Source organism: Rhizobium sp. FKL33 (assembly GCF_005222915.1).
Classification (GTDB): Bacteria; Pseudomonadota; Alphaproteobacteria; order Rhizobiales; family Rhizobiaceae; genus Rhizobium_E.
Map to the genome: position 1 here is coordinate 186,262 of NZ_STFX01000024.1, position 20,223 is coordinate 206,484.

The 20,223-nt window shown below is 62.3% G+C and carries 20 protein-coding genes; 9 read left to right on the forward strand and 11 right to left on the reverse strand.

Annotated features, from left to right (window positions below):
- The first annotated feature begins 200 nt into the window (after window positions 1-200).
- The 6 genes from E8Q41_RS16130 (at window position 201) to E8Q41_RS16155 (ending at window position 5,334) form a co-directional block, all read left to right on the forward strand.
- Entirely contained in the window at window positions 201-710 is a 510-nt protein-coding gene (locus tag E8Q41_RS16130; protein ID WP_137156575.1) for a cupin domain-containing protein, read from the forward strand.
- A 73-nt stretch (window positions 711-783) separates the two neighbouring features.
- A complete protein-coding gene (locus E8Q41_RS16135; protein WP_137156576.1) occupies window positions 784-1,743 on the forward strand; it encodes a GH25 family lysozyme in 960 nt (319 codons plus the stop codon).
- A gap of 118 nt (window positions 1,744-1,861) precedes the next feature.
- Window positions 1,862-2,464 carry a DUF6656 family protein gene (locus E8Q41_RS16140; protein WP_137156649.1) on the forward strand — a complete coding sequence of 201 codons (603 nt, stop codon included), beginning with the start codon at window positions 1,862-1,864 and terminating at the stop codon, window positions 2,462-2,464.
- Window positions 2,465-2,527: 63 nt separating this feature from the next.
- Window positions 2,528-3,499, forward strand: a complete 972-nt coding sequence (locus tag E8Q41_RS16145) for an L-threonylcarbamoyladenylate synthase (RefSeq protein ID WP_137156577.1) — start codon at window positions 2,528-2,530, stop codon at window positions 3,497-3,499.
- A 27-nt stretch (window positions 3,500-3,526) separates the two neighbouring features.
- Complete coding sequence (locus E8Q41_RS16150) at window positions 3,527-4,948, forward strand: FAD-binding oxidoreductase (protein WP_137156578.1); 1,422 nt, start codon at window positions 3,527-3,529, stop codon at window positions 4,946-4,948.
- A complete protein-coding gene (locus E8Q41_RS16155; protein WP_137156579.1) occupies window positions 4,945-5,334 on the forward strand; it encodes a winged helix-turn-helix domain-containing protein in 390 nt (129 codons plus the stop codon). Before E8Q41_RS16150 ends, E8Q41_RS16155 begins: the two co-directional genes overlap by 4 nt.
- Here E8Q41_RS16155 and modC read toward each other — a convergent pair.
- The 4 genes from modC to E8Q41_RS16175 form a co-directional block, all read right to left on the reverse strand.
- Entirely contained in the window at window positions 5,319-6,398 is a 1,080-nt protein-coding gene (modC, locus tag E8Q41_RS16160; RefSeq protein WP_137156580.1) for a molybdenum ABC transporter ATP-binding protein, read from the reverse strand. The genes E8Q41_RS16155 and modC overlap by 16 nt on opposite strands.
- Window positions 6,395-7,087, reverse strand: coding sequence for a molybdate ABC transporter permease subunit (modB, locus tag E8Q41_RS16165; RefSeq protein ID WP_137156581.1), 693 nt, complete (start codon window positions 7,085-7,087; stop codon window positions 6,395-6,397). The genes modC and modB overlap by 4 nt, the downstream gene beginning before the upstream one ends.
- A gap of 7 nt (window positions 7,088-7,094) precedes the next feature.
- Window positions 7,095-7,883 (reverse strand): molybdate ABC transporter substrate-binding protein, encoded by a 789-nt coding sequence (gene modA / locus E8Q41_RS16170; RefSeq protein WP_137156582.1) that lies wholly within the window; start codon window positions 7,881-7,883, stop codon window positions 7,095-7,097.
- A gap of 98 nt (window positions 7,884-7,981) precedes the next feature.
- Window positions 7,982-10,174 carry a DUF1217 domain-containing protein gene (locus E8Q41_RS16175; protein ID WP_137156583.1) on the reverse strand — a complete coding sequence of 731 codons (2,193 nt, stop codon included), beginning with the start codon at window positions 10,172-10,174 and terminating at the stop codon, window positions 7,982-7,984.
- Window positions 10,175-10,480: 306 nt separating this feature from the next.
- Between E8Q41_RS16175 and E8Q41_RS16180 the strand changes: the two genes are divergently transcribed.
- Window positions 10,481-11,047 (forward strand): DUF6101 family protein, encoded by a 567-nt coding sequence (locus tag E8Q41_RS16180; RefSeq protein ID WP_137156584.1) that lies wholly within the window; start codon window positions 10,481-10,483, stop codon window positions 11,045-11,047.
- A 52-nt stretch (window positions 11,048-11,099) separates the two neighbouring features.
- Here E8Q41_RS16180 and E8Q41_RS26195 read toward each other — a convergent pair whose 3' ends face one another.
- The 3 genes from E8Q41_RS26195 to E8Q41_RS16195 form a co-directional block, all read right to left on the reverse strand.
- A complete protein-coding gene (locus E8Q41_RS26195; RefSeq protein WP_137156585.1) occupies window positions 11,100-13,775 on the reverse strand; it encodes a calcium-binding protein in 2,676 nt (891 codons plus the stop codon).
- A 145-nt stretch (window positions 13,776-13,920) separates the two neighbouring features.
- Complete coding sequence (gene ubiA / locus E8Q41_RS16190; protein WP_137156586.1) at window positions 13,921-14,874, reverse strand: 4-hydroxybenzoate octaprenyltransferase; 954 nt, start codon at window positions 14,872-14,874, stop codon at window positions 13,921-13,923.
- Window positions 14,875-14,925: 51 nt separating this feature from the next.
- Window positions 14,926-15,732 (reverse strand): MipA/OmpV family protein, encoded by an 807-nt coding sequence (locus E8Q41_RS16195; RefSeq protein WP_137156587.1) that lies wholly within the window; start codon window positions 15,730-15,732, stop codon window positions 14,926-14,928.
- 188 nt (window positions 15,733-15,920) lie between these two features.
- On the opposite strand from E8Q41_RS16195, the gene purD reads away from it, so the two are divergent.
- Window positions 15,921-17,192 (forward strand): phosphoribosylamine--glycine ligase, encoded by a 1,272-nt coding sequence (gene purD, locus E8Q41_RS16200; RefSeq protein WP_137156588.1) that lies wholly within the window; start codon window positions 15,921-15,923, stop codon window positions 17,190-17,192.
- A gap of 80 nt (window positions 17,193-17,272) precedes the next feature.
- Window positions 17,273-17,737, forward strand: a complete 465-nt coding sequence (locus E8Q41_RS16205; RefSeq protein WP_137156589.1) for a plant virulence effector HPE1-like domain-containing protein — start codon at window positions 17,273-17,275, stop codon at window positions 17,735-17,737.
- Here the strand turns inward: E8Q41_RS16205 and E8Q41_RS16210 are convergent, their stop codons facing one another.
- From E8Q41_RS16210 to E8Q41_RS25950, 4 genes are all read right to left on the reverse strand, one after another.
- On the reverse strand, window positions 17,738-18,226 hold the full coding sequence (locus E8Q41_RS16210) for a DUF523 domain-containing protein (RefSeq protein ID WP_137156590.1): 489 nt from the start codon (window positions 18,224-18,226) through the stop codon (window positions 17,738-17,740). It abuts the gene before it with no gap.
- Window positions 18,219-18,767, reverse strand: coding sequence for a molybdenum cofactor biosynthesis protein B (gene moaB, locus E8Q41_RS16215; RefSeq protein WP_137156591.1), 549 nt, complete (start codon window positions 18,765-18,767; stop codon window positions 18,219-18,221). The genes E8Q41_RS16210 and moaB overlap by 8 nt, the downstream gene beginning before the upstream one ends.
- A gap of 1 nt (window position 18,768) precedes the next feature.
- Window positions 18,769-19,641, reverse strand: coding sequence for a 4-(cytidine 5'-diphospho)-2-C-methyl-D-erythritol kinase (locus tag E8Q41_RS16220; protein ID WP_137156592.1), 873 nt, complete (start codon window positions 19,639-19,641; stop codon window positions 18,769-18,771).
- A gap of 198 nt (window positions 19,642-19,839) precedes the next feature.
- Window positions 19,840-20,202, reverse strand: a complete 363-nt coding sequence (locus E8Q41_RS25950) for a LysM peptidoglycan-binding domain-containing protein (RefSeq protein ID WP_246660219.1) — start codon at window positions 20,200-20,202, stop codon at window positions 19,840-19,842.
- Window positions 20,203-20,223 lie beyond the last annotated feature (21 nt).

Below are 20,223 nucleotides of genomic sequence, written 5' to 3' on the forward strand. Positions count from 1 at the left end.
CTTGTCCTTGCCTTCGTCTTTCCATCGGTAGCGCAAACGCATCCGTGGGGGCAAGGTGGCCTGTTTCGGAACATGCGACCGGCAAAATCGCGATCCTGACCCGAAAGAACCCCAATCCGCTAAAACTTTAGCGACCTGTTCAAGGGTTCCGCGATGGTTTTGTGCGATGACGGGTCAATCGGGAGAAAGGGAATTCGAAGATGGCTCAGGCGAGTGCAGGCACATTGAAGGCGCTGGACGGTTCGTTCGTGGCGGGACGCCCTGAAGACGTGACGCTCGAAGACGCGCCGATCAATCCGGCCTGGATCGTCTCTGGCGCTCCAAAAGCGCGGGCCGGGCTGCATTCGCCGAGCGTCGACGGCCGCGCGGAGACCAAGATCTGGGAATGCAGCGCCGGAAGCTTCTGGTGGACCTTTCATGACGAGGAGACGGTGGTCATTCTCGAAGGCGCGGTGCGGGTGACGACGGAGGACGGCGCCACGCGGCTCCTGAAATCCGGCGATATCGCCTATTTCGCCCAGGGCAGCCGCGCGCTTTGGGAGATCGAGGATTATGTCCGGAAGATCGCCTTCTGCCGCCGCAAATATTCGGCTCAGGTGCTTCTGCTTCGCACCATGCTCGGAAAGTTGAAGCGGAAGGGTGTGCCTTACATCCTGCCGCCGGCCATTGTCGGCTCGATGGCCCTGATGATGACGCCCGACTTTTTCTAGAGCCGGTCGCATTCTCACCACTTGTTAACCTTAGTGGCGCACGCTTTGCTTTGAACACAACGGCAAGGCGAGCATGACATTATTCCGAGCGATCATCCTGGCGACAGCCTTTCTGGCGGGACTTTCCGCCGCGCACGCGGCCGACAACGAGCCGTGGAAAGATCCGCGCCAGGCGATCGTGCTCGACGCCTACGAGCTGAACATTCTCGACTGGGAGAAGCTGTTCGCCAACAAGCGCATCGCCGGCTTCATCTCCAAAGCCTCGGACGGTCAGCCGGAAGTCTATGACTGCTCGAAGCCGCATAAGGGCGACACGGCGGCGCATTGCAAGACGATGTGGCGCAAATATGCGGTCAGCCGGGAACTCTACCAAACACGCCGCTTGCTCGCGCGGCAGAACGGGCTGCTCTGGGGCGCCTATCATCTGGCGCGCCCGGGCAACCCTGTCGACCAGGCCAATCACTTTCTCGACTACGCACGGCCGGCAGCCGACGATCTCATCGCCATCGACATAGAAGGCCTCGATTCCGAAAAATACATGTCGCTCGAGGACGCCGAGATTTTCGTCGGCCATATCAAGGCCCGCATCGGGCGCTATCCGGTCCTCTACACCAATCACGACACCGCGAAGCTGATCGCCCTGAAGCGAGAGGAGTATCCGGTGCTGTCGCGGCTGCCGCTCTGGTATGCGCGCTACAAGCCGGAGATCAAGGGCGTCTTCCCGATGGGTCATTGGGAGAACTATTTCCTCTGGCAATTCTCCTCCATCGCCAATTGCGACGAAAAAGCCTGCCCGATGCGCATCGACGGCGCGCAGGAGGATATCGACGTCAACGCCACCGGCGGCGACAGACAGATGCTGGCCCGCGCCTGGAGCCGGGGAGAGCTTCTGCCGAAACGGCCGCCCGTGCTGCAATATCTGGTCAGCGCCAAAGGCGCCCTGGGCATCAGCCATATCGGCGGGGCGACATTCACGCTCCCAGGAGGGGAACAGGCGGCTTCGGAAACCGAGACGGCGCAGTATTTTCGTTGAGTTTCACGGCCTTGGGCAAGCCTCGCGTAACCATGCCCCACTAGCCTGCAATGCAAGTGAACGAGCCTAGAGCGAGCGAATGCAAGCGCAGCAACGATTGACAGACAAGACCGAGATGATTGCACAGCTGCGATATTTCGAGGAGAAGAAGCAGGCGGAGCAGGCTCCGAAAAAGCCGGCCCTCCATTCCGAATTCCTGCGCACCGGCCGCATCGACCGCAACCGCCCCAATTGGGACGGCGTCCAGAAACGCTACCTTTCCTATGAGGAAGTCGCCGAACGCGCCGGCAAGCAATTGACGGCGGCGGGCGAGCGCACCCATGAGCGGCTGAACTCCTTCCACCGTTCGATCCGTTTCCCCAAGCTCGTCTTCCATCGCACGCTCAAGGGCACGCCGCATCTCGGCTACTGTCACGTCACCGCCGCCAAGACCAGTTTCGCGGAATTCAAGGAGGTGAAATGGGCGTTCTACATCGCCAATTTCTTCGCCGACATCGAAGCCGAGCATCTGACCTTCGAGAGGATCAATATGCGCGCCGAGCGGATGTATTTTGCCCTCGCTGTGGAGAAGGACGAGGAACAGCAGAAGCTCACCATCAACACCGCCGTGCGCGGCAATGGCCTGTTGTTCCGCACCCAGGACCCCAAGGTGGCCTTCAAGAATGTGCTGATGCTGGGGGCCAGGGAAGATCAGTTGCGCCAGATCATTCGCGCGCTCTGATACACTCAACTTGGCAAGCCGATCCGCCCGCGCTATAGGCGAGGCCTGACGAAAGACGGCTTCATGGCGGACATCATCGACATCAGCACCCAAAGGGACGCGGGCCTCGCCCGCGCCGTCGAGATCCTGTCTTCCGGCGAACCGGTGGCGATGCCCACCGAAACCGTCTATGGGCTGGCCGCCGACGCCACCAATCCCGACGCCATAGCCCGCATCTACGAGGTCAAGGGAAGGCCGCGCTTCAACCCGCTGATCGCCCATGTCGCCGATCTCGCCATGGCCGAACGCCACGCCCATTTCGATCCCCTGTCGCGCAAGCTGGCCGAAGCGTTCTGGCCCGGGCCGCTGACGCTGGTGCTGCCGCTGACGGCGGAGAGCGACATCCACGATCTCTGCACCGCTGGTCTGCCGACGGTTGGTTTGCGCTGCCCGCTCGGTTTCGCCGCCGAACTGATCGCCGCTTACGGCAAGCCGCTCGCGGCGCCCTCCGCCAATCGCTCGGGACGGATCAGCCCGACCTCCGCCGCCCATGTCGCCGAAGATCTGGGCGACCGGATCAAGCTGGTGCTCGACGGCGGTTCGGCCCCGGTCGGCGTCGAAAGCACCATCGTCAAGATTGAGAATGACGAAGCCAAACTGTTGCGTCCCGGCGGCCTCGACGCCGCCGACATCGAAGCCGTCATCGGCATGCCGCTCATTCGCGCCGATCATGGCGCGGCGATCGAGGCGCCGGGCATGCTGGCGTCGCATTACGCCCCCGATGTCGGGGTGCGCCTCGACGTGGATTGCGTCCAGCCCGGCGAGGCGCTGATCAATTTTGCCGGCCAGGACATCGCCGGCCGCGACATGGCCGTAGAAGAATGGGATCTCAGCCCGCGCGGCGATCTGCGCGAGGCGGCGGCCAATCTTTTTGCGATGATGAAGCAGGCGGATGCGCTGGCGCCCACAGCAATCGTTTTCGCGCCCATTCCGGCGGATGGCCTCGGCGAGGCGATCAACGATCGCTTGGCGCGGGCTGCGGCGCCCAAAGGTTGATCGAGGCGAAAGCTGGAAGGACGAAACATGCTCGACAAGACGCTTCTCGACCGCTTCAAGGCCATTGTCGGCGAGGCCAACGCGATTACCGACCAGTCCGAAATCGCCCCGCATCTGAAAGAGACCCGCGGCCTCTATTTCGGCGCCTCCCCTCTCCTCCTCAAACCCGGCACGGTGAACGAAGTCTCAGCGATCATGGCGCTCGCCAGCGAAACCGGCACGCCGATCGTGCCGCAATCGGGCAATACCGGCCATGTCGGCGGCCAGACGCCGCGCGAAGGCGGCGCCGATGTGCTGCTGTCGCTGGCGCGGCTCAATCGCATCCGCGAGGTGGACGTTGCCGCCAACACGATGACGGTGGACGCCGGCTGCATCCTGCAGACCATCCAGGAGGAGGCGGAGCGCCACAACCGACTGTTCCCGCTGTCGCTGGGGTCGCAGGGCTCCTGCCAGATCGGCGGCAATCTCTCCACCAATGCCGGCGGCACGCAGGTGCTGGCCTATGGCAATATGCGTCAGCTCTGCCTGGGGCTTGAAGTGGTGCTGCCGACTGGCGAAATCTGGAACGGACTGCGCAAGCTCAAGAAGGACAATACCGGTTACGACCTGCGCGACCTGTTCATCGGCGCGGAAGGCACGCTCGGCGTGATCACCGGAGCGGTGCTGAAGCTGTTTCCGCGTCCGCGCGGCCATCAGGTCGCCTTTGCCGGGCTCGACAGCGCGGAAGCTGCGCTCTCGCTGTTCGAACGAGCGTCAGCGGTCTGCGGCTCGTCGCTGACCGGCTTCGAGTTGATGGCGCGGATCGGCGTCGAGTTCACCGTCAAGCATATCCCGGGCGTTCGCGAACCCTTGGCGGAAACCTATCCATGGTATGCGCTGATCGACATCTCGACCTCCGACAGCGCGGACGCCGCCGCGACGATGATGCAGAGCCTGATGGAGGAGGCCTTCGAGGCCGGGCTGATCAAGGACGCTGCGATCGCCGCCTCCACCCAGCAGGCGCGGGATTTCTGGCGTCTCCGGGAAAGCATGTCCAACGCGCAAAAGCCGGAAGGCGGGTCGATCAAGCATGACGTCTCGGTGCCGGTGTCGGCCATTCCCGCCTTTATGGCCAAGGCGGAAGAAGCGGTGATGGCGGCCATCCCCGGCGCGCGGATCTGCGCCTTCGGCCATCTCGGCGACGGCAATATCCATTACAACATTTCCCAGCCGATCGGCGCCGACAAGCAGGCCTTCATCGACTGCTGGCGGGAAATCAACGCCATCGTGCATGCGCTGGTGCTGGATTTCGGCGGCTCGATCTCGGCCGAACACGGCATCGGACAGTTGAAGCGCGACGAACTGGCCGAGATCCGCTCCGACATCGAGATCGACCTGATGCGGCGGATCAAGAAGGCGTTCGACCCGGCCTTGATCATGAACCCCGACAAGGTGATCCGGACGCCATGACGGACCGCATCCGCACCAATCTGCGTTTCACCTTTCCCGGCGGCGCGCCGCTCAGCCATGGAAAGGCGCAACTGATGGAGTTGATCCGCGAGACCGGCTCGATCCGCCAGGCGGCGCAGCGCATGGACATGTCCTATCGGCGCGGCTGGCTGCTGGCCGATGAGCTCAACCACCTGTTCATCGAGCCGGTGATCGCCACCAAGCATGGCGGCAAATCCGGCGGCGGCGCGGCGCTGACCCCGTTCGGCGAGGAATTGCTGACCCGCTTTCGAGCGATGGAGGCGCGCACCGCCGAGGCGCTCCGCGCCGATCTCGCCTGGATGGAAGACAATATGCGGATCGAGGAAAGCGCAAACAGCGCCGAGAGCGATCAGGCGTCTCGATAGATCCCGGCTCCTTCGACCGTCACCGCCTTGAAGACAGCATGCACATGGTCTCCGGGCGCGAGTTCCAGGCGCTCGGCGGAGAGAAGCGTGATCCGCGCCAGCAGCGTCTGACCATGACAATCCAGCGTGACGAGAACCTGTCGTCCCTCCCGAGCGATGGTCCTGACGAAGCATGGCAGGATGTTGAGCGCGCTCAGCCCGACCGGACGCGCTGCCGACAGCACCACGTCGGCGGCGGGAATGCGGAGCCGCAGCATGGCCCCGATCGGGGCGGCGACCTCCTGAATGGTGACGAGATGCGCGCCAATCTCGGCGATGCTGACGCCGTAATAGGGATCGTGCCCCACAAGGCGCGCTTCGATGATCGCCTGCGGCGCGAGCGGCTCGGCAAGCCCGCCGACGCCCGCCAGAACCTCCGCCGGCGCGCCCCCGGCTTTCACCTGCCCCTCGTCGAGCAGCACGATGCGGTTGGCCAGACGCGCGACTTCCTCGACGGAATGGCTGACATAGACGATCGCGATGCCGAACTCGTCGCGGATGCGCTCGATATAGGGCAGGATTTCTGCCTTGCGGGCGCGGTCGAGCGCCGACAGCGGCTCGTCCATCAGGATCAGTCGTGGGTTGGACAACAGGGCGCGGCCGATGGCGATGCGCTGTTTCTCCCCGCCTGAGAGCGTGGCGGGGCGTTGCGCCAACAGGCGCGACACGCCGAGGAGATCGACGACGTCGCTTTCGCTGATCCGGCTCTCGCCCCGCGAGAAGAAGCGGCCATAGAGCAGGTTCTGGCGGGCGGTGAGATGCGGGAAAAGCAGGCTTTCCTGAAAGACGTAGCCGATGCGGCGGCGGTGCGGCGGCGTGAACAGGCCGCGTTCGGCGTCGCTCCAGACGGTGTCCTCGAAGCGAATGACGCCTTTTTCCGGCCGCGTCAGCCCCGCCAGCATGCGCACCAGCGTGGTCTTCCCCGAGCCCGAGGCGCCGAACAGGGCGGTGAGCCCGCCATCGACAGCGAAACGGGCGGCGAGGTCGAAATCGCCCTGGCGGTGGCGGATATCCACCTCGATCATGAGCGCGCTCCGAGCCGCGCCGCGACAAAACGCGAGACATAGCCGGAAAGAAAGATGGCCAGCATGGAAAGCGCAATGGAGAGAAGCGTCAACCTGAAGGCCTGCGGCTCGCCATCGGGATCCTGAAGCGCCGTATGGATGGCCGAAGCGAGCGTCTGGGTCTCGCCCGGGATGGCCGAGACGAAGGTGATGGTGGCGCCGAATTCGCCCAGCGACCGGGCGAAGGCGATCACCACCCCGGCGATAATGCCGGGAAGACAGAGCGGCAGGGTCACCGTCAGGAACACCCAGGCGGGCGAGGCGCCGAGCGTGCGGGCCGCCTGTTCCAGCCTGCCATCGATGGCTTCCATGGAAATACGGATCGCCTGAACGAGAAGCGGAAAGCCCATGACGGCGGCAGCGAGGGCCGCGCCTGTCCAACGGAAGGAAAGCACGATGCCCATACTTTCCAAGACGCCGCCGAGCACGCCCTTGCGGCCGAAGGCAATGAGCAGGAGATATCCCGTGACCACGGGCGGCAGGACGAGCGGCAGGGTCACAAGGCCCGACAACAAGGTCTTGCCGAGGAAATCACGCCGCGACAGCAGATAGGCGACGGCTATGCCCACAGGAAGACTGAGCGTGACGGCCAAGGCCGCCACTTTCAGGCTCAGTATGATCGCGACCCATTCTTCATCCGAAAACGCCATGCGCCGATCATGACCCGGCGAGGACGGTAAATCCAGCCTGTTTGAAGATCGCCTGCGCCTCTGAGCCATTCAGGAAGGAGAGGAAATCCTGCGCCGAAACGTTGGTCGAGGCGGCGATCGGCGCGATCGGATAGATGATCGGCGCATGGCTCTCCTCCGGGAAGATGCCGATAACCTTCACGCCGGCTTCCGCCTTGGCGTCGGTCTCATAGACGATGCCGAGCGGCGCTTCACCGCGGGCGACCAGTTGCAGCGCGGCGCGGACATTGTCGGCTGAAGCGACCTTGGGCTTCACCGCCTTCCAGACGCCGTAATATTCCAGCGCTTCGCGGCCATATTTGCCGGCCGGCACGCTTTTCGGTTCGCCCATGGCGATGCGTCCGTCGCCCAGCGCCTCGACGAGCGGAAAGTCCTTGCCGATGGCGAGCGGCTTTGAGAAATCCGGCGCGCCGACGAGGACCAGGCGGTTGCCGAGCAGCTTGATCACCTGCTCCTTCTTCACCGCGCCCTTGTCGACCAGATAGGACATCCATTTGAGATCGGCCGAGAGAAAGACATCCGCCGGCGCGCCGGCTTCGATCTGTTTGGCGAGCGCGGAACTGGCGGCGAAGGAAATTGCGACCTTGACGCCGCTCTCACTCTCGTAAAGCTGCGCGGCCTTGTCGAGCGACCCCTTCAGGCTGGCGGCTGCGAAGACCGTCAGGGCTTTCGCCTCGTCCGCCAGCGCCGCGCCGGAACCGGCCACGCCCATTATCGCCGCTGCAAGCAAGCCCAGAACCGTTCGACGCAACATCATACTGCCTCCCTACCGTGATATCCTAATGGATATATCGATGCATGGCACGACGCAATCGGTTTCTTTCGCCGAATTGTCTATTGGCTAACGGACGCGGATCAGCTGTTTCTCAGCTGTGAAATCGACAGCAGCGTGTCGGCGCTGATGGAGCCTGACGACGACGAGAACAGGCTGAGGGTCGGATCCTGCGTCGTGTCGTTCTGCAGATCATACATAGCGGCAAAGCGCGTGATGAACTTCTGCAGCTCGTCTGGATCCTGCAGTTTCTCGAAATCCATGTATTTCTCGACCAGCGCTTTTTGCTTGTCGATGTCCATCGACGACATTTCTGTCGGCAGTTGATAGGCCGTGCGGAACACTTCGAGCATGGCCTTGTCGCCGAGAATGTCGTAGGCGGTGTTGACGTTTGAGAAATTGCGCTGGAAATACAGGGCCAGCTGTGCGCCGACGCTGTCTTCTCCGGTCTGATCTTCAAGGCTTTCCTGAAGATAGAGATATTCCGTCGTCAAGCGGCCATGCTCATCCTGAATGCCCGTCGTTCGCGGGGCGATGCCGCCATCCTCATTGAAATTGAAGAGAGAGGCTATTTCGACGAAGCGGTGATCATCCTGCTTGTTGGCGAAACTGTCGGGATCGGAAAGATCCGAGGTCATCACCTGCTTCAGGAAATCCGCGCTGACATCCTTTGGATCGAGGCCATAGGCTTCCAGCACGACATCGGTCAGGCGGGAATCGGCCAAGAACTCGTCGCGCGTGGTGATGGATTGCATGGTCTTGGTGTAGTAGCTGGCCTCCTCGGTGGCCTTCTCTTTCTCGTCCTCATGGCCAAATCGCGTCTTGCGCACGACATAATCCTTGGCGATTTGCTGGAGATTGGCCTGGGATTGGGCAAGATTGGGGGCTTCCATCTGGCCTTCGTCATCGAAGTTGAACGCGCTGGCCAGAGACTTGAAACGCTCGTCCTTGCTGGCGCTCGCAAAGCTCGTGGGATCCGAAAGGTCGCTGGTCAGCGCCTTCTCGATGTCCTTCTTGCGCGCGTCGCTGTCGAAACCGAAGGCGGCGAGGACGAAATTGTAGAGTTTCGAGGTTCCCTCGAGATCCTCCACACTCTCCACCGTGCCGATCGTGTTGCGGTAATAGGTGTAAAGGTCGTCGTCGGTCTGCTGCTGCTTGTCGTCGTAACCCGAGACGTAGCCGGCCGATGTGGCGGCCATCTGGCTCGCCGTCTGTGCGCCGCCGGCGCCCTTGATCGAGCCGTCGGTATTGAAGTTGAACGTCTTGGCGACCGCCTCATATTTCGCCCCGCCCATGGTGGTGGCGTAATTGGCGGGATCGGACAGGTCCGACGTAAGGATGTTCTTCAGCGTGCTCCGCAACGTGACGTCCTGCAAGCCGAAGGCGTTGCGCACATAGTCGAACATGCGGCTGTCATTGACCAACTCGTCCACGGAGGTAATGGTCGAGATCTTGGACTCGTAATATTCCTTATTGAGCGTGGCCAGCGCCGGCGTCACGCGGCCCGGCACGGTGCTCGTATAGTTATACATCGTCGCGGCGGTCTGATCCGCTGTCTGGGCGGAATCGCCACTGTCCAGCGCGCCGGATGCGTTGAAATTGAAGGCCTTCGCCATCGCGACGTAGCGATTCTTGTCCGACGTGGTCAGCTGATTCACGAAACTGCTGGGGTCGCTCACATCGCTGGTCAGGACCTTCGAGAGGAAGTCCTTGTCCCAATAGGGCGAATCCACGCCATAGGCCTTGAGCACGTAGTCCCGCAAACCGGAATTGTCGAGGAGGTTGTCAACCGTCTTCACACTACCGATGGCGGATTTGTAATAGGCGTTTGCGGAGGCCGTCTCTTCGTTGGTCGCCTGAATTTCATCCTGATAGGAGTCGATGACGTCTTCGACCTGATTGCTTGTCTGGGTGACGGCGGCGTCATTGGTCGAAAACTTGAACGCGGCGGCGAAATCCCGGTATTTCTGATCGGTCAGCTTGTTGGCGAAGGAATTTTCGTCGGTCAGATCGCTGTTCAGCACCTTCTTCATGAAGGCGGTCGCGTAGGTCATATCCTCGAGACCGTAAGCCTTCATAGCGTAGGAATAGAGGCGGTAGTCGTCGACGAATTCGTCGACTGTTTTCACCTTACCGATATTGTCCTGATAATATTGCGCTTCACGCGTGGTCGCAGCGTCGCTTTTCACCCGGTCGAGACTGGACTTGTAGTTCCGGTTGACCATTTCATAGCTGAGATAGGTGGAGACCATGGCTGACCCTTCGCGCGCGCTCATTTATTGTCTCACAGAGTTCTTATGCGAAACTTACTGTCGCGACGGGGAACGATAATGCAGCCTCTGGCTGCCGCAATAGGTTAACGAAGCGTATCTCCAGACAGCAAAAGTAGACTCCAAGCGTAAACCCGAATGAAACCAATTCAGGTCGGCAATTGCTAACCATCTGTCAGAACAAAGGTTTTTTAACCAGAGTTTTTAAGTCGGCTCACACAGACCACGCCTATTCTGACCCCATCAGAGAGGACGCAAAGTCCCAACGCAGAGAAGAGCAGAAGCTCTCAAGCTAAAACAGGGTCAAGAAAAATGCAGAACACCGTCATGCAACCGTCCTGGGCTACCGATGTCCTCAGGCTCGATCCGGGTCTCTTCCCCCAGCAGCTGACCTATGACGTGGGCGGCACGGACGACAAGGTTTCGGTGACGCTCGACGAACGCGGCGCCGTCATGCGGCGCATGTTGCCGGGCAGCGGCCTTCCGCTCACCATCGCCCTGCCCTCCCGCGTCTTCTCGGGCGTCGCCGCTCGCGCCATCGACCATGGAAATGGCGAAGTCACGGTGACGCTGGAGCTGCACCATACGGATCCGAATTGCTGCGTGCCGCTCCTGGTCGCACATGATCTCTACGACATCGCCGCCGACTGGCGCGCCTGGTCGGAAGCTTATCGCATTCCGATGCTGATGGTGGAAGCAGACGGCGTCGCCCGTCAGCTGGACGACCATCTGCTCGGCGCCGCCGCCCGTCCTGCAAAACCGCGCCGCCGTCATTCCTATTTCGCGAGCCGCCGTCCCCGTTTCCTGGTGCGCCGGAAGACTGGGGCATTGGGTGTGAGCATGAAGATACAGGGCCGCGAGATTTTCGCTCGCGACTGACCCGAAACACATACAGAAATGGCGCCTTGAGGCGCCATTATCGTTTTTGAGATCAGAACGAGAAGTTCGAAGACGTCAGATCGATCGAGCCATCAAGCTGGATCTGCATATCAACGACGCCGTCTCCATCAAGGTCGAGCTGCACATAGGTGTCGCCCGAGATTTTTTCGTAGCGGACTTCGGCGGTGCCGCCGGCTGTAAAGTCGTCGTCTCCCTTAAAGACGAATTCATCGGCGAGAGTGAACTCGCTGAAATCGAACTTGTCATCGCTCACGTTGAAATCGGAGATGTAATCGAGATCGTCGACGCGACCGCTCTCCTTGGTGGAGGAGTATACATAGACGTCAGAGCCGTCGCCGCCGGACATGGAATCCATCCCCACGCCGCCAGTGATGGTGTCATTGCCTTCGCCGCCCGAAATCGTATCAGCGCCATAGCCGCCGTTGATCTGGTCGTTTCCGGCTTCGCCATAGATCGTATCGCCGCCCGAGCCGCCGATGATCGTATCCTTGCCGTCTCCGCCGTAAATCGTGTCCGCACCTTCGCCGCCATCAAGGCTGTCATTGCCGTCGCCGCCCACCAGACTGTCAGCGCCCAGTCCGCCGGCAATCACGTCATTTCCGTCGCCGCCGTCGATGTCGTCCTCGCCATCGGCGCCGGACAAGTTGTCATTGCCCTCGTCGCCGTCGATGCTGTCGGCTCCTTCGCCGCCCGTGACCGAATCATTGCCCGCTCCGCCAGAAACCGTGTCGTCTCCGGTAGCGGCGACGATGACATCTGCGCCCGAGCCGCCGGAAAGCGAATCCGCTCCAGCGCCGCCATTGATCTGGTCATCACCGGTCTCACCGCTGATCGTGTCATTGCCATCCTGGCCGAAGAGTTCGTCATCGCCCTCGCCGCCGCTGATGTCATCCGCGCCGGCCCCGGTCTCGATGCGATCCGCCCCGTCACCACCGCTCACAGTGTCGACGCCGTTTCCGGCCGTGATCACATCCGCGCCGGCGCCGCCGTCGATCGAGGAACCACCGTCGCCCACGGTGATCACATCGGCGCCTTCCGCGCCGATAATGGTGTCGAAACCCTTGCCGAGAATGATCGTATCGGCGCCGGCGCCGCCATTGATCGAATTGTCGCCGTCGCCGAGCTCGATGCGATCCTTGCCATCGCCGCCGACCACCGTGTGATCGCCGGCTCCAGCGATGATCCGGTTCGCGCCGTCGCCGCCGTCGAGGAGAGCGTCCCCTGCCCCGATTTCGATGCGGTCGTCGCCATCCCCACCATAGATGCTGTGGAAATCACCGTCTCCCGCGGTTATCTTGTCGTCGCCGTCGCCGCCCTTGATCGACGAACTTCCGGCGCCCGCGCGGATGATGTCCGCGCCATCGCCGCCGATGATCGTGTCGTCGCCGTCACCCGCAGTGATGGTGTCGTCGCCTTCGCCGCCCGAGATCGAGTTGGCGCCATCGCCTGCCTTGATCACGTCAGCTCCATCGCCGCCATCGATCACGTCGGCGGCATCGCCGCTCGTGATCGTGTCCTGTCCCGTCCCGCCGAAGATCGTGCTGACACCGTCGCCGCCGTCGATAACGTCAGCGCCGTCGCCGCCATCGATCGAATCGACGCCAGCGCCGCCATTGATCGTGTCTGCGCCCGCGCCGCCCGAAATGACGTCGTCGCCCTTTGCGCCATCGATCGAATCGGCGCCGGCGCCGCCGTCGACCGTGTCGTCGCCTGCATCTGCAAGGATGGTGTCGTCGCCAGAGCCGCCCTTGATATCGTTATCGCCGACGCCTGCGGTAATGGAGTCCGCGCCGGCGCCGCCGGTCAAGGTGTCGTCGCCCTTCAGGCCAATGATCGTGTCGTCACCGCCGCTGCCTTCGAGGATGTTGTCTTCATCATTGCCGGTGATCGTGTCATCGCCAGCCGAGCCAACGATGTTTTCGACCTCCGTGATCTCGACCCATCCACCATAGGACCCGAAATTGGACCAGCCATCGAGCTTGACGGTAAAGCCGTTGCCTTCTTGAAGAATAAGCGTGTCGGACCCTTCGCCGCCAGATACGTGGTAGCTGTCCGAAACGAACCTGTCATCAGACTGATATTCCGTGGTGAAGATCCGGTCGTTTCCGCCACCGAGATCCATTTTTCGGTAAAATCTGTTGAGCCCGAAATCACCGGCGCCATCGCCGAAATTGTGCTCCCGACGCGATTCGTAATACAAGCTCTTCAGATAGGTGTATTTGCCCTGATCATCTTCAGGGAAGTCCGGGAGAGAGTATTCAGAGTTCATGAAAGCGGTAACGATTTCGCCGTCCCAGCGAACATAGTCTTCGTCGGTATCGTCTTCGGTGTCGGTATCGTCCTCTTCCGTCGTCTCGTCGTCCTCGCTGGCGGCGTCGGACGCGGGGGCGGACGCACTTTCGACCGCGGAAGAATCGCTGTCTTCGTCGTCCCCTTCATCAGATCCGGCATCGCCGTCATCCACATCGACGGTCAAATCCGTATCGGACATGCTGTCCGTTATCGCGGAAGCCGAGGACGACTGCCCGTCTGCATCCTCCTCTTCCTCGCTGGCCGACAAGATCGACGTCAACGCATCCACGTCGTAATCAGTCGTCTCGAGCGTCTCAAGAAGATCCGTCAGCCAGTCGACGCCGTTCTGTTCGACAAGGTCCGCAAAATAAGGAATGTCGAGAAGTTTATCGACCAGCGTTTGAGTATCAGACATGCGCCCCGAATCCCCGGCAAATCATGGTAAATTAAAGGTTGTTTCCCATAGGGCCAACGGCCTGTCAATTTAACCGAACAGGACAACAGAGCTTTTCCAAGCGGCTGATCAGTTGCGCACAAATATGCAACAGAATGGCCCCGCCTCACGCAAAGGGAAGCGCCAGGAAAAGCCCCGCAAAGATCGCCGCGCCGACAACCGAATTGAACTTGAACAGATCCAGGCACCGACTGGCGTCGTCGATATCAAGAATCAGCAGTTGCCAGCCGAACAGGGCCACGGCGACAATGAGGCCCAACCAGGCCGGGAAGGACACGCCGACTGCCCCGAAGGAGATGGCGAGAAGCAGAACTGTGAGCGCAAAGAAGATGGTCAACCAGATCTTGGTGGCGTCGCCGAACAGGCGCGCGGTGGAGCGGACGCCGACCAGCGCGTCGTCTTCCTTGTCCTGATGGGCGTAGATCGTGTCGTAGCCGATCGTCCAGGCGACCGCCGCGAGATAGAGCCAGACGGACGCCCAGGAGACGCTGCCGAACACCGCCGCCCAGCCCATCAGCCCGCCCCAGGAAAAAGCGAGGCCGAGGAAGAATTGCGGCCAGTCGGTGAAGCGCTTGGCGAAGGGATAGATGGCGACGATGCCGAGCGAGAGGATGCCGAGCAGGATCGAGAAACCGTTGAAGCTCAAGAGCGCCAGGAGGCCGGCGAAAGCCTGCAGCGCCAGGAAGATCTTGGCGTTGAGACGGCTGACGCGACCTGACGGCAGCGGCCGCGAGCGAGTGCGCGCCACCGCCATGTCGATGTCCTGGTCGACGAGATCGTTATAGGTGCAGCCGGCGCCGCGCATGGCGACCGAGCCGATGAAGAACAGGAGAAGATGGCCGATCAACTGCCAAAACGCTGGACGCCCTTCGGAAAGCGCGGCGTTTGCGGCGAGCGCCGCCGACCAGAAGCAGGGCCACATCAACAACTGCCAGCCGATGGGCCGATCCCAGCGCGCGAGCTGCGCATAGGGCCAGGCCCAGCGCGGCAGAGCCCGGTAAACCCAGTTGTCGGAAGGCGCGTCGGCCACGCGGCCGTTGTCGGAAAATTGGCTGGTCATGACCTAAGCCATGACCACGACATCCGGCAGGCGTCAAGCGGGCATTGCGTCTCAGGGCAGCGTGAAGCCGAATTTGTAGCTGGTGGAGATGCCGACCACGAACTGATCCTTGGAGCCGCGCTCCTCAACCAGGCTCGAATCGGCGGCGGGGCCGACGAGACGATTATACTGGCCGAACACGCCCGCCTCGATGCGGTCGGTCGCCTTCCAGACGACTTCCGAACCGAAACCGACCGACTTGAAGCCGCCCTCTGGATCATAAGCCGACAGGCCATGCTTGGCGCTGCGCTTCTTGGTGACCTTGTAATAGGCGTCCATATAGTCTTCGGAGGCGATCGACAGGCGCGGACCGGCGGAGACCCGCACCGTATCGGTCACGTCCACGAAGCCATCAAGCGCGAGGTCGGCGACGACGCCGTTATGGCTGCGGATGCCGTGGCGGATTTCGGTGCGGAAGCGCATCCAGTCGGTCGGATAGACTTCGCCGAACACGCCGGCTTCCAGGCCGAACTTGACCGCCTTCAACGCCTTGAGATCATCGGACGTGTCGCGGTCGCGCGGCATCACCAGCTTGCCGGTGATGCCGGCGCGGATCATGTCGTTCTCGAAGAGAGCGAAGGACGGATTGTCGTCGCGCGAGGTGAAGCGCGGCGCCGTCGCCGACTGCCGGCTGAGCGAGATGATCGGCGAGGCCTGGAGAATGTAGGACTTGGAGCCTTCGAAGCGCGGCGCGACGAAGCCAGAGGCGCCAGCCTTTAGATACCAGTCGCCCGACCAGAAATACTGACCGTCTTCCGCGAGAGCGGAAAGCGGGAGCGTGACGAGTGCGGCGGCGAGAACTAGGGCGCGACGGGACAAGGAAACCTCCTACTGGCGTTCGCCTCAATTAGACGAAACCTGTTATGCCGGCATTTACGATAAGACTGTCCTAACGGATTTGGTTACCGGATGTCTAACGCTGAGTTGCGCCCATCCCGATCAATCCAGGCCTTGACCTTTCCGCCCACCGGGTTAAACCGCCCGAAAGTTCACGATGGAGGCTGCGCATGAAGGTTCTGCTGATCGGTTCGGGCGGGCGCGAACACGCCTTGGCGTGGAAGCTGGCGCAATCTCCGCTTCTCGGCAAACTCTACGCCGCGCCTGGCAATCCCGGGGTCGCCGATCACGCCGAACTGGTCGCGCTCGATGTCGACGACCACAAAGCCGTGGTTTCCTTCTGCAAGGACAAGGCGATCGATTTCGTCGTCTTCGGACCGGAAGCGCCTCTCGTCGCAGGCCTGAGCGACGTGTTGCGCTCAGAAGGTTTCCTGTGCTTTGGCCCATCCCAGGCAGCGGCGCAGCTCGAGGGCTCCAAGGGCTTCACCAAGGATCTCTGCGCCCGCTTCAACATTCCGACCGGCGCCTATCAGCGCTTCAACAACGCGCCCAAAGCCAAGGCTTATGTCCGGGCGCAGGGCGCGCCGATCGTGGTCAAGGCCGATGGTCTGGCGGCAGGCAAGGGCGTCACGGTGGCGATGACCATCGAGGAAGCCTGCGCGGCGATCGACGACTGTTTCGAAGGCGCATTCGGCGCGGCCGGCGCGGAAGTCGTGGTCGAAGCGTTTCTCGACGGCGAGGAAGCCAGCTTCTTTGCGCTTTGCGACGGCAGGACGGCGCTGGCGCTGGCCTCGGCTCAGGATCATAAGCGCGTCGGCGATGGCGACACCGGCCCCAACACCGGCGGCATGGGCGCCTATTCCCCCGCCCCGGTGATGACGCCTGACCTTACCGAGCGCACGATGAAGGAGATCATCGAGCCGACCATGCGCGGCATGGCGGAGATGGGCCATCCCTTCACGGGCGTTTTCTTCGCCGGCCTGATGATCACCGACAAGGGTCCGGAACTCATCGAATACAATGTCCGCTTTGGCGATCCGGAATGCCAGGTGCTGATGATGCGGATGAAATCCGATCTTCTTCCGCTTCTGCTCGCCGCCGCCAGGGGTGAACTCGACCGCGCCCAGGTGGAATGGCGCGATGAGACAGCTCTGACGGTGGTGATGGCCTCCAAGGGCTATCCCGGCGCCTATGACAAGGGCACGGAGATCGAGGCGCTGCCGGAAAATGCCGCGAATCTGCACGTGTTCCACGCCGGCACGGCGCTCAAGGACGGACGCCTCGTGGCGACCGGCGGACGCGTTCTCAATGTGACGGCGCTCGGCGACAGCGTGTCGGAGGCGCAGAGCAAGGCCTATCGCGCCATCGATGATCTGCGCTGGGAAAGCGGCTTCTGCCGCCGGGACATCGGCTGGCGCGCGGTCGCTCGCGAACGGAATTAACGTCTCGTTCACCAGCACTGCTGACCGGACCTTAAGAGATTTTTCATAAGCTTCCCGAAATTCGTTATCGGGAGCCTGTCATGCGTCTGGCCGTCATCGCCGCCCTCGCCGCCGTATCCGCTCCGGCCTTTGCCGGATCGATCGACGTGAAGTCGACAGATCGGACCAATCGCAGCGTCGAGTTCATTCGTTGCGACTTCTGTGAGCCGGAGGTGGAAGCCAAGCAAAAGGCCGAAGCGCCGGTTCTGAAGCCGGGCGAACAGAAGATCGAAATCCGCACGGTCAATGGCCAGAAGATGATCTACCGCACCGAAGCCTTCATGGGCGGGTCCCCGGTAGTGATCGTCAGCAAACTTCCCGCGAGTCTCGACAGTGCGGTGGCTGGAGCCGAAACGCCTCCCTCGGAACCGCAGCCGGTCATCGACCGGGACGCCACCACGTCGGCGGTTACGGCCGATATGCAGCCCATGCCGCCTGCGCATGAAGAGGCGAAGGCCGAACCGCAATCCTTCGATCCGGCGAAACTGGAATTGCGCCTGCGTTGATCAATCCGCCGCCAGCCTGGCGGCGAGACGGTCGATATCGACGGGCGCGAAGACCTCGACGCCGTTTTCGGCCAGCAGGGCCGCCGTGACGCCCCTGCCCTCATGGCGCCGACCGGAAAACGCTCCATCATAAATACTGAGCGACCCGCAGGACGGACTGCCGTCGATCAGAAGCGCATATCGACAGTTCTCGTCGCGAGCCTTGCGCAGCGCCTGCCGCGCGCCTTCCACGAACATGTCGGTCACGTCAGCGCCGTCGACATCGACCACCCGCCCCTCGCCTGCGAGCACGGCGTCGCCCGTGGCCTGCGCGGCGATTTCCGCGGCAGGACGCGGGGTCTGGAACCCGCCGGCCAGTTCCGGACAGAAGGACACGAGCCGGCCCTCGCTGCGCCAGCGGTCGATCAGCGGATGGGCAAACAGCTTGCCCTTGCCGTCATAGCGCACCGGCGCGCCCAGAAGACAGGCGCTGATCAGGATCTTATCCATTGCCGCGCCTGAGATGCTCGTCGAGCCTCGGCATGATCTCCACGAAGTTGCAGGGCATGTGGCGATAATCGAGCTGCAGCTTGAGAATGCCGTCCCAGGCGTCCTTGCAGGCGCCGGGCGAGCCGGGCAGCACGAAGATGAAGGTGGCGTTGGCGACGCCGCCGGTGGCGCGGGACTGGATGGTCGAGGTGCCGATCTTGTCGTAGGAGATGCGGTGGAAGACTTCCGAGAAGCCGTCCATACGCTTTTCGAACAGCGGCTCCAGCGCTTCCGGCGTCACGTCGCGGCCGGTGAAGCCGGTGCCGCCGGTCGTGATGACCACATCGATGCGTTCATCCAGCGTCCAGGCCTTGACCTGATCGAAGATCGCCTGCTTGTCATCCGTCACGATGGCCCGGGCTTCCAGCCGATGACCGGCTCCCTCTATCCGGGCGACCAGAGTGTCGCCGGAGCGGTCTTCGGCGAGGCTGCGCGTGTCGGAGACAGTGAGCACGGCGATGCCAACGGGGATGAACGGCCTGGTGTCGTCGATGCGAGACATATCAGAATTCTCCCTTGGAAACGCAAGCCTGCCAATACCAGTGCGGCCGCTCCGCCTCAAGCGCGCGGCTTGCGGCCGAACGTCTTTCCTCATCCGCATAGATGGCAAAACAGGTCGCTCCGGAGCCAGACATGCGGGCGAAAAGCGGTTCGGTCGAGGAGAGAAGCGCCATCGCTTCCGGGATTTCCGGCGCCAATTGTTCGGCCGGCGGCTGCAGGTCATTGCGCGCGAGGCTGAGTGAGGCGACCCAATCGACGAGCCCTGCCCCTTCTGCCGGCAGCGACAGCGGTGGATTGGTCTTGTTGGCGAGCCGCTTGAAGATCGCCGGGGTGGCGACTTCCACCAACGGATTGACCAGCAGGATTTGCAGGCCGGGGAAATCGGGCACCAGCTTGATGTCCTCGCCGACGCCGCGAGCGACCAGGGGCCGGCTCTCCACGCACATCGGCACATCGGCCCCGAGCGGCAGACCGAGTTCACGCAGGTCTGCCGTGGCGAGACCGAGACCCCAAAAGCGGTTCAGGCCGCGCAAGGCGGCCGCCGCATCCGCCGATCCGCCACCGATGCCCGAGGCGATCGGCAGGTTCTTTTCGAGATGGATATGGACGGGAGACGCCTCGCGGTCCATCTCGCCGGCTCTCGTCCGCAAAGCATCTCGAGCCCTGAGCGCCAAGTTGCCCGAATCATTCGGCGACAACAAAGACCCGAAACGGCCCGACAGGCTGAATCCGTCTCGCTCGGCTGGCGCGAAGGTCACACGGTCGCCGGCGCTCGCGAACACCACAAGCGAATCCAGAAGATGATAGCCGTCGGCGCGCTGACCCGTGACATGCAGCGCGAGATTGATTTTCGCGGGCGCGAATTCTTCGATCATAGGTCACCGTGCATTGGGCGGCGGTTTCGTACAGCTTGCGAAGCATCCTGACACAGGACGGCCAACCACCCAGTTCGTCACCCTCGGGCTTGTCCCGAAGGTCCGCTTTGGAAAACAATGACGCTCGAACGTCACTTCAGCCGATGCAGATGCTCGGGACAAGCCCGAGCATGACGGTTCGCCTCTCGGCTGGAACAGTCAGTTCTTGACCGGCAGCTTCAGCACCTGGCCGGGCGTCAGCGCGTTGGGACGCCGCTTGAGATCCGGATTGAGCTCGATGATTTCCCGGAACCGGTGTCCGTCGCCGAGGCGATCGCGGGCGATGATCCAGAGGTTGTCGCCGTTGACGACCGTATGGGTGGCCGCTTCGGTCGCAGGAGCGGGTTCGGTGACGGCTGGCGTCGCCGCCGGCTTGTCTTCCGTCTTCGGGGCGTCCTCAGTCTGCGTCTGCACCGGCTGGGCTGGCGCGGCCTTGATCGGCTCGGCAGCGGCAGGCGTCACTTTCGCAGGCTCCGGCGTCTTGGCTTCCGTGGCGGGCGGCGTCTGCTGCGCGGTCTTCACCGATTTGGTCGTCTCGGCGCT

Coding starts and splice junctions, on each gene's coding strand:
- E8Q41_RS16130 (WP_137156575.1), top strand. CDS start 201: ATGGCTCAGGCGAGTGCAGGCACATTGAAGGCGCTGGACGGTTCGTTC.
- E8Q41_RS16180 (WP_137156584.1), top strand. CDS start 10,481: ATGCAGAACACCGTCATGCAACCGTCCTGGGCTACCGATGTCCTCAGG.
- E8Q41_RS16210 (WP_137156590.1), bottom strand. CDS start 18,226: ATGGATAAGATCCTGATCAGCGCCTGTCTTCTGGGCGCGCCGGTGCGC.
- moaB (WP_137156591.1), bottom strand. CDS start 18,767: ATGTCTCGCATCGACGACACCAGGCCGTTCATCCCCGTTGGCATCGCC.
- E8Q41_RS26195 (WP_137156585.1), bottom strand. CDS start 13,775: ATGTCTGATACTCAAACGCTGGTCGATAAACTTCTCGACATTCCTTAT.
- E8Q41_RS16220 (WP_137156592.1), bottom strand. CDS start 19,641: ATGATCGAAGAATTCGCGCCCGCGAAAATCAATCTCGCGCTGCATGTC.
- E8Q41_RS16135 (WP_137156576.1), top strand. CDS start 784: ATGACATTATTCCGAGCGATCATCCTGGCGACAGCCTTTCTGGCGGGA.
- modB (WP_137156581.1), bottom strand. CDS start 7,087: ATGGCGTTTTCGGATGAAGAATGGGTCGCGATCATACTGAGCCTGAAA.
- ubiA (WP_137156586.1), bottom strand. CDS start 14,874: ATGACCAGCCAATTTTCCGACAACGGCCGCGTGGCCGACGCGCCTTCC.
- E8Q41_RS16175 (WP_137156583.1), bottom strand. CDS start 10,174: ATGAGCGCGCGCGAAGGGTCAGCCATGGTCTCCACCTATCTCAGCTAT.
- purD (WP_137156588.1), top strand. CDS start 15,921: ATGAAGGTTCTGCTGATCGGTTCGGGCGGGCGCGAACACGCCTTGGCG.
- E8Q41_RS16145 (WP_137156577.1), top strand. CDS start 2,528: ATGGCGGACATCATCGACATCAGCACCCAAAGGGACGCGGGCCTCGCC.
- E8Q41_RS16205 (WP_137156589.1), top strand. CDS start 17,273: ATGCGTCTGGCCGTCATCGCCGCCCTCGCCGCCGTATCCGCTCCGGCC.
- modC (WP_137156580.1), bottom strand. CDS start 6,398: ATGATCGAGGTGGATATCCGCCACCGCCAGGGCGATTTCGACCTCGCC.
- E8Q41_RS16155 (WP_137156579.1), top strand. CDS start 4,945: ATGACGGACCGCATCCGCACCAATCTGCGTTTCACCTTTCCCGGCGGC.
- modA (WP_137156582.1), bottom strand. CDS start 7,883: ATGATGTTGCGTCGAACGGTTCTGGGCTTGCTTGCAGCGGCGATAATG.
- E8Q41_RS16150 (WP_137156578.1), top strand. CDS start 3,527: ATGCTCGACAAGACGCTTCTCGACCGCTTCAAGGCCATTGTCGGCGAG.